Origin of the sequence: Bradyrhizobium sp. ORS 285, from assembly GCF_900176205.1 — a bacterium.
In the GTDB taxonomy this organism is placed as follows: domain Bacteria; phylum Pseudomonadota; class Alphaproteobacteria; order Rhizobiales; family Xanthobacteraceae; genus Bradyrhizobium.
In genome coordinates, this window is the sequence record NZ_LT859959.1 from 5,104,448 (window position 1) to 5,117,162 (window position 12,715).

A 12,715-nucleotide genomic window follows, 5' to 3' on the forward strand; every position below is an offset into this window, starting at 1 on the left:
ACGAGACCAAGATCATGACCGAGCCGACCATTCCCGTCACCGAGGACGAGCTGCACGCCTATGTCGACAACGAGCTGCCGGCCGAGCGCCGCAGCGATGTCGAGCGCTGGCTTGCTGCGCATCCAGCGGATGCCGAACGGGTGGCCTCCTGGCGCAGCATGACCGAGGCGCTGCATGCCCGCTACGATTCGGTCGTCAACGAGCCGGTGCCGCGGCGCCTGGACCTCGATCGGCTGGATCATCGTCCCCGGCGCTGGATCGTCGGCGCCGTCGCGGCGAGCGTCGTGGCGTTTGCGGTCGGCGGCGCCGTCGGCTGGGTGGCACATGGCGCGGCCACCTCCCCTGCACTGCTCCAGAACCTCGCTGGCGAGGCGCTCGACGCGCACCGGCTCTACGTCGTCGAGGTGCGCCACCCGGTCGAGGTGCCCGGCGAGGAGAAGGCGCATCTCCAGCAATGGCTGACGAAGCGCTGCGGCCGCACCGTGCAGGCCCCTGAGCTGGAAGCCACCGGGCTTAAGCTCGTCGGTGGCCGGCTGCTGCCGGGCCCGACCGGGCCAGCCTCCTTTCTGATGTATGAGAGCGCCTCCGGCGAGCGCTTCACGGTGTATGCGACCAAGGTCGGGATCGAAGCGGCACAGATGCGCTACACGGCGCAGGGCAATACCTCCGCGCTGTCCTGGGCGGAGCGCGGGGTCAGCTACGTCGTCAGCGGCGGCAGCGACCGGACACGTCTCACTCAGGTTGCACGCCTTGTTTATGACCAGTCCGAACGTGCGGGCGGCTAGCGGTCTGCCATCGCCGGGCTTCCGCTGACGCCGGCCTCTTCGGGATTTTCAGCATCATCAGAAGCATTTGCAGCCGAGCTGGAAGCGATACCCCTGAGGGCGGGCCTCTTCTCATCTCATGGGCGGAGGACACGCTGAGGTCGACGCCGCAATTCCGTCACCGAAAATCTGGAATCAGGGCACGGACCCGTCTCAATATCGCTCCGAAACTTCACGAAAAAATGAGGAGTGTTCGATCCGCCGATCGACACGGAAGCGGCCTCGACTGGGGTTTTGTACCGCGCTGGTCCCCCTTTCGAGGCCGCACTTCTTTCTCGTTCTCTTTGACGATGGCCAGCGCTTGCGTTGGCGCTCAGGTCCACGCACCGCGTGAGTCCGATAGACCCGCGCTCCGGGTTGCCTATGTGCCATGCCCCTCACCGGATGGCTGCGCCACCCGACCTCTCCCGCAAAGCGCGGGGAGAGATTGCACCGCGCGTGTTGAATGAGATTGCCCAATATCTTTGTTGGTTAAGGCCCACGGTGGACGTGACGCAGGGCATCACCGCGGGCGCGGTGCGCTCCCTCTCCCCGTTCTTCACGGGGAGAGGGCTGGGGTGAGGGGCAGCCGCACGGGTGGTGCAATCCAACCTATCCCCGAAGGGCGCCAGAGGTTTTGCAGCCGGCAATCCTGTTACGAAAGATTGCTGCGCGGATTGTAGGGATGCTTGTCGCGCCACTTGGTCATCAGCGCCTCCAGCTCGGCGTCGTTGCCGTCCGGCAGCACGATCTTCGTCGTGACGAACAGATCGCCCGCGGAGCCGTCGCTCTTCGGCAGCCCCTTGCCCTTCAGCCGGAAGGTGCGGCCGCTGGACGTGTTCTTCGGGATCGACAGCTCGACCGCGCTGCCGAGAGTCGGCGCGCGCACCTTGGCGCCGAGCACCGCCTCGTACAGCGTGATCGGCAGATCCAGCCTGACGTCGCTGCCCTCGACCTTGAAGAACGGATGCGGCGCGATCTGGATCGTGATCAGGAGATCGCCGGGCCGATGTCCCGGCGCGCTCTCGCCCTGCCCCTTCAGTCGGATCTGCTGACCCGCGGCGACGCCCGGCGGAACCTTGACGTTGAGTTCCTTGCCTGAGGGCAGGCGCACGCGCTTCTCGCCGCCCTTGACGGACTCCTCGAGCGACACCGACATCGCGACCTTCAGGTCGAGATCGACGCCGACACCGCCGGTATCGAACTCGAACGGGCTGCCGCCGCCGCGCCCGCCACGGGCCGCGCCGCCGAACATGCTGTTGAGAATGTACTCGAAGCCGCCGCCTCCGCCGAAGCCGCCACCCGGCCCGCCGCCGCTGCGGAAGCTGTAATTCTCGAAGCCGCCGCCAGGGCCGGCCCGGCCGGCGCCGCCGCCAGGAAAGCCCTGGAAGCGCGGCTTGCCGTCGGCGTCGATCTCCCCGCGATCGAACTGCTTCCGCTTCTCCTCGTCGCCCAGGATCTCGTTGGCTGAATTGATCTCGGCAAACCTGGCCGATGCCTTCGGGTCATCCTTGTTGCTGTCGGGATGATGCTTCTTGGCGAGCTTGCGATAGGCGCTCTTGATGGCCGCAGCGCTGGCGCTTCGCGGCACCCCCAAGACCTCATAGGGGTCGCGCATCCGTCACGTCTCCTTACAGAAAGTCAGATACTAACCTATGGGCTCCCCGCCCGCTTTGCATTTCATCTGGGGAGTCCGTTGTATTTTTGCAACGGGTTCCGGTGCGATCCCGTTAGCTTTGCTGCCAGGGTTTGAGCGTCTGGATGTCCCAGCGTCCCCGCTCGATCCGGCAGGCCGAGCCCTGCAGCCACCGCTCGGTCTTGCCGTTGACATAGCTCGCCAGGAAATCCCGGCAAGTGCGGCCGTTGTCGGCCGTGTAGGATTTGGCGATCGGCGTCACCGAGCCGCGGGCGCCGGTCTGCGGATTCTGCCAGGGCTGGCTGGAATCCTTGGTGCCCTTGGTCAGCACGTCCGATGCGGCGTTGCGGGCGAAAGCGAGATCGGCCTCGGTCGGCTCGCGTTCGGGCGGCGGGCTGATCGTGCCGGTGATCTCCGCATCCTCCATCTTGGCGAATGCCGTCTCGGGACGCGACAGGCTGCAGCCGCCGCCGGACAGGCCGATTAGAATGAGTGTCAAAGCGGTGCCGGCATGACCGATCGCGGATAGGCCAAGCCGGACCGATGCCCTATATAGGACCGGACCAGACTCGACTTGCACGCGCTTGGCCGCGGGTGAACGCAAAACTCGGACTCCCCAAAGACATGACCGACCCCACGAGCATCAAACACCAGACAACCTTAACATCCGGTACATCGGCCGATTTTACCCAGGCCGGCGAGCCGTTTGCGCTGTTTGCGGAGTGGTTCGCGGAGGCCACCAAGAGCGAGCCGAACGATCCGAATGCGATGGCGCTGTCGACGGTCGATGCTGAGGGGCTGCCGGACGTGCGCATGGTGCTGATGAAGGGCTATGACGCTGATGGCTTCGTGTTCTACAGCCACAAGGCCAGCCAGAAGGGCCAGGAGCTCGCCGCCAATCCGAAGGCTGCGCTGCTGTTTCATTGGAAGTCGCTGCGCCGGCAGGTGCGCATCCGCGGCCTGGTGACGCCGGTGACCGACGCGGAGGCCGACGCCTATTTCGCGAGCCGGCCGAAACAGGCGCAGCTTGGCGCGTGGGCCAGCAAGCAGTCGCAGCCGCTGGAGAGCCGCTTCGCCTTCGAGCAGGCGATCGCCAAGGTCGCCGCGCAATACATCATCGGCGAGGTGCCGCGGCCGCCGGGATGGAGCGGCTGGCGCATCACGCCTGTTCGCATGGAGTTCTGGCACGACCGGCCATTCCGTCTGCACGACCGCATCGAATTCCGCCGCGACGCCGCCGGCCAGCCATGGGCGAAGGTGAGGATGTATCCGTAAGCACGGGACAGCACGACGCCTCGTCAGGCCAACGTCAAACGCGTCGTTCGACATCGATGCGCAGGATTAGCGCAGCGAACACGCAACCATTGTGGTAAGTTGATCCCTCAGGGATCGTGAGAGACCCAGCCCATGCCGACCTCTTCCAACCAGCCGCGGCGCACGATGCTGCTGACCGGCGCCAGCCGCGGCATCGGCCACGCGACGGTGATCCGCTTCTCGTCCGCGGGCTGGCGCGTGCTGACCTGTTCGCGGCATCCGTTTCCGGAGGAATGCCCGTGGGGAGCCGGTCCCGAGGACCACGTCCAGGTCGACCTCGCCGATCCGCAGGATACGCTGCGCGCGATCGCCGAAATCAAGCAGCGCATCGACGGCGGCGAACTGCATGCGCTGGTCAACAACGCCGCGATCTCGCCGAAGGGATCCGGCGGTGCGCGGCTCGGCACCGTCGACACCGATCTCGACACCTGGAATCACGTCTTCCGCGTCAACTTCTTCGCGCCGATCATGATGGCGCGCGGCCTGATCAACGAGCTCAAGGCGGCCAAGGGTTCGGTGGTCAACGTCACCTCGATCGCCGGCTCGCGCGTGCATCCCTTCGCCGGCGCCGCCTACGCGACGTCCAAGGCGGCGCTCGCGGCGTTGACCCGCGAGATGGCTTCGGATTTCGGCCGTGTCGGCGTGCGCGTCAACTCGATCGCGCCGGGCGAGATCGATACCTCGATCCTGTCGCCCGGCACCGAGAAGATCGTGCAGGAGCAGATCCCGATGCAGCGGCTCGGCACACCCGACGAGGTCGCCAAGATCATCTACGTGCTGTGCACCGAGACCAGCTCCTACGTGAACGGCGCCGAGATCCACATCAACGGCGGCCAGCACGTCTGACACGATTGGCAGGGAGCCTGACGACCGATCCCGTTGTGGTTCACAGCGGCTTGCAGTCGTCGATCAGTCCCGGATGGACGGACGAAGGCCAAATTAACGCCACTTGAGAAGAATGCCCTCCCCGAGGGGCGTCGCAAACGAAGAGCGCCCCGTCGAGGGGGCGCTGCGCTGCACTTGCATTCGGGGTTTCGGATCGTGCGCCCGGCAGGACTTACCGAACATGCGGCAAGTCGAACGTTCCGTTCAGCCTTCACATACCAAGCCACGCAGTATCTGCGCGGCGCGCCAGCGCAGACGATCGGTCTCGACGTTCAGCGCGCTGGAGCAATCGTCCTCGCGCTCGTCCTCCTCCAGCTCTGCGCCGCAGTAGCTGCAGGTCCGCGGCGACAGCGCATGGGCCACGACGATGCCGGCGCGGCCGCGCTGATAGCTGGCGAGCTCGACCACGTTGTTCGATGCCGTTATGCGTTTCTCAACCATTGCCGCCTCTTCGCCCCGGGTGCGATCAACGCCCCCTCCAGCTTCGCCTTGCATGCCAAGCGCCGAAGCGCTCGTCGTCGGTCATGCCTACGTGCTGACTTATCGCAGAGAAGTTTCGATCAAACGTTCAGTGTTCCCGTCAAATTTTACCTGAGGAATTGAGGCGCCTTTGCAGCGGCGTTGCGGCGGACCTAACAACTATTTGCCGGCATGTTTTGCCGCGTGCCGTTTGTGTCGGCTGAAGTGCATAGCGCTATACCAGCGACCGGGATTTCGATGAGCGAACATGCCCTGAGCTGCTAATAACACCGTGCCCATGAGGCCACCACAAGCGTGTGGCGCGGGGCTCCGAGCACTCGATCTTGCAGACGAGAGACGTCGATCAGGCTCGCCAGGAAATCGGCGATGGCCACTGTATTACAGCCACTTCTTCAGCTTGAAGATGTAGTACGGCACGATCGCGCAGATCAGCATCAACACCAGCGCCATCGGATAGCCGTGCGCCCATTCGAGCTCCGGCATCATCTTGAAGTTCATGCCGTAGATCGATGCGATCAAGGTCGGCGGCATCAGCACCACCGCCATCACCGAGAACAACTTGATGATGTTGTTCTGCTCGAGATTGACGACGCCGAGCATCGCGTCGAGCACGAAGGTGATCTTGCCGGCGAGATAGGACGCGTGGTCCGTCAGCGAAGCGACGTCGCGCTGCATGGTCTTGAGCTGCTCGCGCATGTCCTTCGACCACTTCACGCCTTCGACCACAGCCGAGAGGAAGGTGACGAGGCGGCCGATCGAGACGAGGCTTTCCCGCACCTTCGAGGTCAGGTCTCCCTTGCGGCCGATCGCGATCAGGATCTGCGAATATTGCTTGGCGTGGCCGTGCCGCTCGTTGTTGGGCTCGAAGATCTCGTGGCTGACCTGATCGATGTCGGCGCCGACCCGTTCGAGAATGTCGGCACAGCGATCAATCACAGCGTCGAGCAGCTCCATCAGCACCATCTCGCCGGTGATGCCGGGCGCACAGTTGCGGGCGAGCTTGGCCTCCACCACCGCGAACGGCCGCGGCTGATCGTAGCGCACCGTCACCAGGCGGTGGCCGGAGAGGATGAAGGTCACGGCCGTGGTCCTGGGCATGTCGGTGTCGGAATGACACATCAGGGTCGCAGTCATGTAGCGGGCGCCGTTCTCGATGTAGAGCCGGCTGGAGATCTCGATCTCCTGCATGTCCTCGCGCGTCGGCACCGCAATCCCGGCCAATTGCTCGACCGCCCGATCCTCGGCGCTGCTCGGGTTCACAAGGTCGACCCAGACCGCATTGTCCGGCAGGGCTGCGGGATCGGTGACGGCCGCCTTCTTGAGCGAGGACTCCGACGGGACGAACACCGAGAACATAGAGAAACTCCGAATCGCGAGACGTGGTTTTCGGCGGATTTACCGGCGGGGTGCTGCCGCCTTGTGACGCAGCTTGCCGGCAGGGTCCATCGGCTTTTTGCGATCGCGCGGCAGCACGCATAGAACGGTGCGACCGTGCCATTCGGAGCACAGCTGTGGATGGTCCGCCGGATTCTTGCGACAAAAAAGCAACAATCACGGCGCTGCAGCGTGACTTGTGCGTGTATCGGCTGGAATCGAGATCGATTCTGACGATAATGGGACATCTGGAATCGCGATGCAGTGGTGCGGCCGCGGCATTGCAACGTCAGCTATCAATTGGAAGTGGTGAGATGTCGCTGAAGGTGAAACTCGGACTCCTGGCCGCCGGCCTGATGTTGTCGGGCTGCATGCAGGCCACGACCTATGAGGCGACCAACACCCAGGCTTTCAAGCCGAAGGACAAGGAACTTCTCGCGAAGATCCGCTATACCAACACCCCGGTGGCCGAGCCGTATCGCCGCGCGATCGTCGACTATCACCGCAAGGAAGCTCCGGGATCCATCGTCGTCGATTCCGACGCCCATTACCTCTATTATGTGCTCGATGGCGGCAAAGCGATCCGCTACGGCATCACCGTCGGCGAAGAGGCCATGGCCTGGTCGGGCATCGCCAAGGTCGGCGCCATGACCGAGTGGCCGGCTTGGCATCCGACCAAGAGCGAGATCGAGCGCCTGGGCGTGCCGACCTTCGTGGCTGCAGGCCCGGATAATCCGATGGGCTCGCGCGCGATGTACCTCTATGCCAACGGCAAGGACACGCTGTTCCGCATCCACGGCACCAACCAGCCGGAATATATCGGCGCCTCGATTTCCTCGGGCTGCATCCGCCTGACCAACGAGGACGCGATCGATCTCTACAACCGGGTCAAGGTCGGCACCATCGTCGTCGTGTTGGATCCGAAGAAGGGCGATTCGCCCTACAAGCCGCAGATGGCCCTCCAGGGCGGCGGCACCTACGCAGCGATGCAGTAGGCTTCGCCCGCGCGCACGAGATCAAAAGCCGAGAAACGCGTTTAGCATCCTTTTCAAAGGCGCCGGTCATCCGGCGCCTTTTTGGTTTGCAGCTTTGCCGAAAGCGCCCGCCGTTCGCCCGTCGAGCGATCTCGCGGGCGATCGAGGAGCCGAACTGCACGCTCAGGATCGGCTCTTGTGCTTCTTCTTGCTGGCCTTGGGATGCACCGGTGGCGGTGCAGGTGCAGGCGCTGCAGGTTCGCTGTCATCAGCTTCGGCTGCGTCGCTGGGGGCCGGCTCGGAATTCGGCTTCTCTGCCTCCGCCGCACCCGATGAGCCGGTTCGGGCCGCGGCCTTACCGCCCTTCCCTGCCTCATCGGCCTCCGCCGTCTCCCGTGGCGGCGCATCGTCGGGCCGCACCGCCGGCATCAGCGGCGCGACCTTCGGCAGGGGATCGAGCACGTCCCATTGGCAGATGCGGTAGTTGCTGCGGCGCTCGGCGAGATCGAGGTGGATGTGATCCTCGTGATACCAGTCGGAATCCGGGCCCAGCACGGTCGTGAAATACGTGCACACCGAATGAAGCACCGTCTCGCGCAGGTCGCGCGGCTGCGTTCGATCCGTCAGCTCGATCATGCGGCCGTCCGCGAGCTTGAAGCCGCGCACGTCGAGCGCATTGGCGCGGCCGTGCTCCGACATCTGCGCGCCCGCGATGTTGTTGCGGCCGCGGCATTGGTACGAATCATAATTGTCGAGCGCAGCAATCGGGCTGCCCAGCCTGGCGGCGAGCGGGACCAGATCGCTGCGGACCCAATTCGCCACGGCAGTGGCCATCGTGCAGCGCATGGTCGCGGCCGGCGTCAGCGCCACGCGCCGCTTGTCCGGCAGCACCACCGCCTCCAGCCGCACCAGGTCGTCGCCACCGCAGGCGCCGGGACCCTTGATCGGCGGGATGGACGGCGCGATCGCGATCTCCTCGGTCAGAGCTTGCCGGCAAGCGGAAAGCTGCGGCGCAGGCGGGGCCTTCGCCTCGCGATTGGCCTCGCTTGGCTGCTTGCCAGGCTCCCCGGTCTCCTTGTCAGAATTGGCCGGTCTGCCGGCACCGTCAGCCGAATCAGCCGGCGGATTGGCCTTGGCGCCGGTCCGCGGCGGCGCCGTGTCCGGCCGCGGCTGCGGCATCGGGACAGCGGCCACCGGATGATCGCGCCGCGCGGCCGATTCGAAGCCGGCGTGCGTATGGGGCTGGCCGCCGTCCCGGGAGCGTGCCGCAGCCGGCGGGGCAGCCATGAGCCAGCTCAATGCAATGGTCACGGCGGCCACGCTAACCATCGCGCCGGGCGCGACGGTATGGCTGCCACAAGGCCATTTGCGCGCGCTGCGGCGCGCGCTAAAATTCCCGCAACCGACCAAAAGACCCTCGCTGCCTAAAGCGAACACCACCGGAGGAACGACCTGATGCTTGGATTGATGCAAGACTGGCCCCTGCTTTGCCACCGGATCATCGAGCATGCAGCGACGATCCACGGCACCCAGGAGGTCGTGACACGCTCGGTCGAAGGCCCCATCGTTCGCACCACCTATCGGCAAATCCACGACCGCGCGCTCAAGGTTTCACAGAAGCTGACGCGCGACGGCATCAAGCTCGGCGATCGCGTTGCCACCATCGCCTGGAATACCGGCCGCCATCTCGAAGTGTGGTACGGCATTATGGGAATCGGCGCGATCTGTCACACGGTCAATCCGCGCCTCTTCCCCGAGCAGATCGCCTGGATCGTCAATCACGCCCAGGATCGCATCGTCATCACCGACCTGACCTTCGTGCCGCTGTTGGAGAAGCTCGCCGACAAGCTGCCGAGCGTCGAGCGCTACGTGGTGCTCACCGACGCCGCGCACATGCCGGAGACGACGCTGAAGAACGCGGTCGCCTATGAGTCGTGGATCGGCGAGGCCGACGGCGATTTCACCTGGAGCACCTTCGACGAGAACACCGCGGCGGCGATGTGCTACACGTCCGGCACGACAGGCGATCCAAAGGGTGTGCTGTATTCGCATCGGTCCAACGTGCTGCATGCGTTGATGGCCAACAACCGCGACTCGCTCGGCACCTCGGCCGCAGACACAATGCTTCCGGTGGTTCCGCTGTTCCATGCCAACAGCTGGGGCATCGCATTCTCCGCGCCCTCCATGGGCACCAAGCTGGTGATGCCCGGCCCGAAGCTCGACGGCGCATCGGTGTACGAACTGCTCGACACCGAGAAGGTGACCTACACCGCCGGCGTGCCGACGGTATGGCTGATGCTGCTGCAGCACATGCAGGCGCACAAACTTACGCTCCCGCATCTGAAGATGGTGGTGTGCGGCGGGTCGGCGATGCCGCGCTCGATGATCCAGGCCTTCCTCGACATGGGCATCGGCGTGCGCCACGCCTGGGGCATGACCGAGATGAGCCCGATCGGCACGCTCGCCACCCTGAAGCCGCCGTTCCTCGATGCCGCGGGCGACGCCAAGCTCGACATCCTGCAGACCCAGGGCTTCCCGCCGTTCGGCGTCGAGATGAAGATCACCGACGATGCCGGAGCTAAGCTGCCATGGGACGGCAAGACCTTCGGCCGGCTCAAGGTCTCCGGACCCGCGGTGTCGAAGGCGTACTACAAGGTCGACAACAAGATTCTCGACGACGAAGGCTTTTTCGACACCGGCGACGTCGCCACTGTCGATGCCCATGGCTTCATGCGCATCACCGACCGCTCCAAGGACGTCATCAAGTCCGGCGGCGAGTGGATCTCCTCGATCGACCTGGAGAACCTCGCGGTCGGCCATCCTGCCGTCGCGGAAGCGGCCGTCATCGGCGTCTATCATCCGAAATGGGATGAGCGGCCGCTTCTGATCGTGCAGCTCAAGCAGGGGCAGACCGCGACGCGCGAGGACATCCTGAAATATATGGAGGGCAAGATCGCGAAGTGGTGGATGCCCGATGACGTCGCCTTCGTCGACGGCATCCCGCACACCGCGACCGGCAAGATCCTCAAGACCGCGCTGCGCGACCAGTTCAAGGCGTATCGCTTCCCGAACGCGGCGGCCTAACAGGTATTGCAGGACTCGGATCCGAACGGCCCCTCCAGAGATGGCGGGGCCGTTTTCGGTCTCGATCCTCCCCGCGCCGCGATCAGGCCGCGCGCCCCGCCTTTGAGATGTATCGTCCCGTTCATGAACCCTGAGGATGCCGGCAAAGGCCTTGAATTTGCATCTTCGCCATGGTCTCTCAGACGGCGACGGCCATCGCCCGTGATGGTCCAACCCGGCAGTTCCTGACACGATGGCCCGCAGGTTTCACGCCCCCTATCTGTCGGAGCCGACCTCGAGCCTCGCGACATGGACCCGCAACCTCGCGGTCTTCTCCGTCGTCGCCGTGCTGGTCTCGATCCTGATCCTGCGCTTCGACTTCCTGGAGATGAAGCCGGCGCTGGCAACGTTCTTCGGCGCCCTGGGCCTGGCTATGCTGTCGATCCTGCTCGGGCTCGCCGCCTTCGTGGCGATCTGGCGCAATGGCAGCCGCGGCATGAGCCGGGTGCTGCTCGCCTTCATGATCGATGCCGTGGTGCTGGCCTACCCGGCCTATCTGGCGCTCCAATACCGCAAGCTGCCGAAGATCTACGACATCACCACCGATCCGATCGATCCGCCACGCTTCGAGGCACTGGCCGCGTTGCGCAACGGCGACGGCACCAATACCGCGGTCTATGCCGGGCTCTATTCGGCCGAACAGCAGCAGAAATTCTATCCGGATATCGAGCCGGTGCAGATCGAGCTGCCGCCGGATCGCGCCTATGCGATCGCGCTGAAGCTGGTCAACCGGCGCAAATGGTTCGTGGTCGACGAGCGCGCGCCGCAGCCGCCGCGCCGGGTCGGCCGCATCGAGGCCGTTGCCCGCACGCCGATCATGGGCTTCCGCGAGGACATCTCGATCCGCATCCAGCCCGACGGCGAGGATTCCCGCATCGATGTTCGCTCCGCCTCGCGCTATTTCGATTCCGATCTCGGCAGCAATGCCGCGCGGGTGACCAAGCTGATCGAGGATCTCTCGAACGCCGGCGAGGCCGAGGCGCAGAAGCCGGTGAAGAAGATCACGCCGCCGCCGGTGGCGGCGAAGGGCAATGCGAAGACAGTGAAAAAGTGAAGGGGCGAATGGGCAATAGCGAATAGGACGACGTTTTCCGATCGCCTCTCTTCCCTCTCTGCCCTTCCCTACACCAGCCGATACGTCCCGCCGATTACCGGATCGCCTTCCGTCGCGACGACGCCGCGGGCGACGAGATCCTCCAGATGCGCCAGCACGGAGTAGCCGGCCGCCGTCGTGAGCCGCGGATCGATGCCGATATAGATCGCGCGCACCATGGTCGGAATGTCCGCCTCGCCCTTGGCCAGACGATGCAGGATCGAGGCTTCGCGGGCCTGCCGGTGGCGCATCAGGAACCGCGTGTAGCGTGGGCCTTCGGGAATCTCCGGGCCGTGACCTGAGAAATACAGTTCCTCCGGCCGGCCTGCGAGCCGCTCCAGCGAGGCCATGTAGTCGACCATCGAACCGTCGGGCGGCGCCACGATCGAGGTCGCCCAGCCCATGACGTGATCGCCCACGAAGGTCGTGCTGCGCTCGCCCCAGGCGAAGGCGAGATGGTTGGCGGTGTGCCCCGGCGTCGCCACCGCTTCGAGCTGCCAGCCCTGCCCCTCGATCACGTCGCCGTCGGCAACCGCCACGTCGGGCGCGAAATCGCGGTCGACGCCGGACTCCGGGCTGTGCTTCTCGCTCTCGTAGCGCGGCCGCGAGGCGCGATGCGGTCCCTCGGCATAGACGGTCGCACCGGTCGCGGATTTCAGCCGGCCGGTGTTCGGCGAGTGGTCGCGATGGGTGTGCGTGACGATGATGTGGGTGACGGTCTCGCCCCTGACGGCATCGAGCAGCGCCTGCGCATGCGCCTCGTTGTCCGGGCCGGGATCGATGATCGCGACCTTGCCGCGGCCTACGATGTAGCTGACGGTGCCGGTGAAGGTGAATGGGCTCGGATTGTTGCAGAGGACGCGACGGATGCCCGGTCGCACTTCGTCCACGACCCCCGCTTGAAGCGGAAAGTTGCGGTTGAAGGGAACGTCGTCATTGTCGGCCATGGCGTGCTCGTCGCTTGGTTACTCCGTCATGCCCGGGCTTGACCCGGGCATCCACGCTTCGTGCCCCGCTAAGACGTGGATGGCCG

Annotated in this window: 13 protein-coding genes; 7 read left to right on the forward strand and 6 right to left on the reverse strand. The window is 65.0% G+C overall.

Annotation, left to right across the window (positions count from 1 at the left end; all coding sequences use genetic code 11):
• The first annotated feature begins 14 nt into the window (after nt 1-14).
• Nucleotides 15-785, forward strand: a complete 771-nt coding sequence (locus tag BRAD285_RS22855; protein WP_006609436.1) for an anti-sigma factor — start codon at nt 15-17, stop codon at nt 783-785.
• 673 nt (nt 786-1,458) lie between these two features.
• Here the strand turns inward: BRAD285_RS22855 and BRAD285_RS22860 are convergent.
• Nucleotides 1,459-2,421 (reverse strand): DnaJ C-terminal domain-containing protein, encoded by a 963-nt coding sequence (locus BRAD285_RS22860; protein ID WP_006609435.1) that lies wholly within the window; start codon nt 2,419-2,421, stop codon nt 1,459-1,461.
• A gap of 112 nt (nt 2,422-2,533) precedes the next feature.
• Nucleotides 2,534-2,938: an RT0821/Lpp0805 family surface protein gene (locus tag BRAD285_RS22865; RefSeq protein ID WP_006609434.1), complete on the reverse strand. Its 405-nt coding sequence runs from the start codon at nt 2,936-2,938 to the stop codon at nt 2,534-2,536.
• A gap of 125 nt (nt 2,939-3,063) precedes the next feature.
• On the opposite strand from BRAD285_RS22865, the gene pdxH reads away from it, so the two are divergent.
• Nucleotides 3,064-3,714, forward strand: a complete 651-nt coding sequence (gene pdxH, locus BRAD285_RS22870; protein ID WP_006609433.1) for a pyridoxamine 5'-phosphate oxidase — start codon at nt 3,064-3,066, stop codon at nt 3,712-3,714.
• A 132-nt stretch (nt 3,715-3,846) separates the two neighbouring features.
• A complete protein-coding gene (locus tag BRAD285_RS22875) occupies nt 3,847-4,599 on the forward strand; it encodes an SDR family NAD(P)-dependent oxidoreductase (RefSeq protein ID WP_006609432.1) in 753 nt (250 codons plus the stop codon).
• Between the two features lie 243 nt (nt 4,600-4,842).
• Here BRAD285_RS22875 and BRAD285_RS22880 read toward each other — a convergent pair whose 3' ends face one another.
• Nucleotides 4,843-5,079, reverse strand: coding sequence for a hypothetical protein (locus BRAD285_RS22880; RefSeq protein ID WP_006609431.1), 237 nt, complete (start codon nt 5,077-5,079; stop codon nt 4,843-4,845).
• A 417-nt stretch (nt 5,080-5,496) separates the two neighbouring features.
• Complete coding sequence (locus BRAD285_RS22885) at nt 5,497-6,474, reverse strand: magnesium transporter CorA family protein (protein ID WP_006609430.1); 978 nt, start codon at nt 6,472-6,474, stop codon at nt 5,497-5,499.
• Nucleotides 6,475-6,806: 332 nt separating this feature from the next.
• Between BRAD285_RS22885 and BRAD285_RS22890 the strand changes: the two genes are divergently transcribed.
• Nucleotides 6,807-7,487 carry a L,D-transpeptidase gene (locus tag BRAD285_RS22890; RefSeq protein ID WP_006609429.1) on the forward strand — a complete coding sequence of 227 codons (681 nt, stop codon included), beginning with the start codon at nt 6,807-6,809 and terminating at the stop codon, nt 7,485-7,487.
• Between the two features lie 162 nt (nt 7,488-7,649).
• Here the strand turns inward: BRAD285_RS22890 and BRAD285_RS22895 are convergent, their stop codons facing one another.
• The gene (locus BRAD285_RS22895) at nt 7,650-8,795 is read right to left on the reverse strand and encodes an extensin family protein (protein WP_006609428.1); all 1,146 of its coding nucleotides are present in this window, start codon (nt 8,793-8,795) and stop codon (nt 7,650-7,652) included.
• On the opposite strand from BRAD285_RS22895, the gene BRAD285_RS35860 reads away from it, so the two are divergent.
• From BRAD285_RS35860 to BRAD285_RS22905, 3 genes are all read left to right on the forward strand, one after another.
• A complete protein-coding gene (locus BRAD285_RS35860) occupies nt 8,752-8,922 on the forward strand; it encodes a hypothetical protein (protein WP_172889721.1) in 171 nt (56 codons plus the stop codon). The two genes, BRAD285_RS22895 and BRAD285_RS35860, sit on opposite strands and share 44 nt — an antisense overlap.
• Nucleotides 8,922-10,550 (forward strand): fatty-acid--CoA ligase, encoded by a 1,629-nt coding sequence (locus BRAD285_RS22900; RefSeq protein WP_006609427.1) that lies wholly within the window; start codon nt 8,922-8,924, stop codon nt 10,548-10,550. The genes BRAD285_RS35860 and BRAD285_RS22900 overlap by 1 nt, the downstream gene beginning before the upstream one ends.
• Nucleotides 10,551-10,782: 232 nt before the next feature.
• Nucleotides 10,783-11,643, forward strand: coding sequence for a DUF1499 domain-containing protein (locus BRAD285_RS22905; protein WP_006609426.1), 861 nt, complete (start codon nt 10,783-10,785; stop codon nt 11,641-11,643).
• Between the two features lie 68 nt (nt 11,644-11,711).
• Here BRAD285_RS22905 and BRAD285_RS22910 read toward each other — a convergent pair whose 3' ends face one another.
• Nucleotides 11,712-12,629 (reverse strand): MBL fold metallo-hydrolase, encoded by a 918-nt coding sequence (locus tag BRAD285_RS22910; RefSeq protein WP_006609425.1) that lies wholly within the window; start codon nt 12,627-12,629, stop codon nt 11,712-11,714.
• Nucleotides 12,630-12,715: the final 86 nt, after the last annotated feature.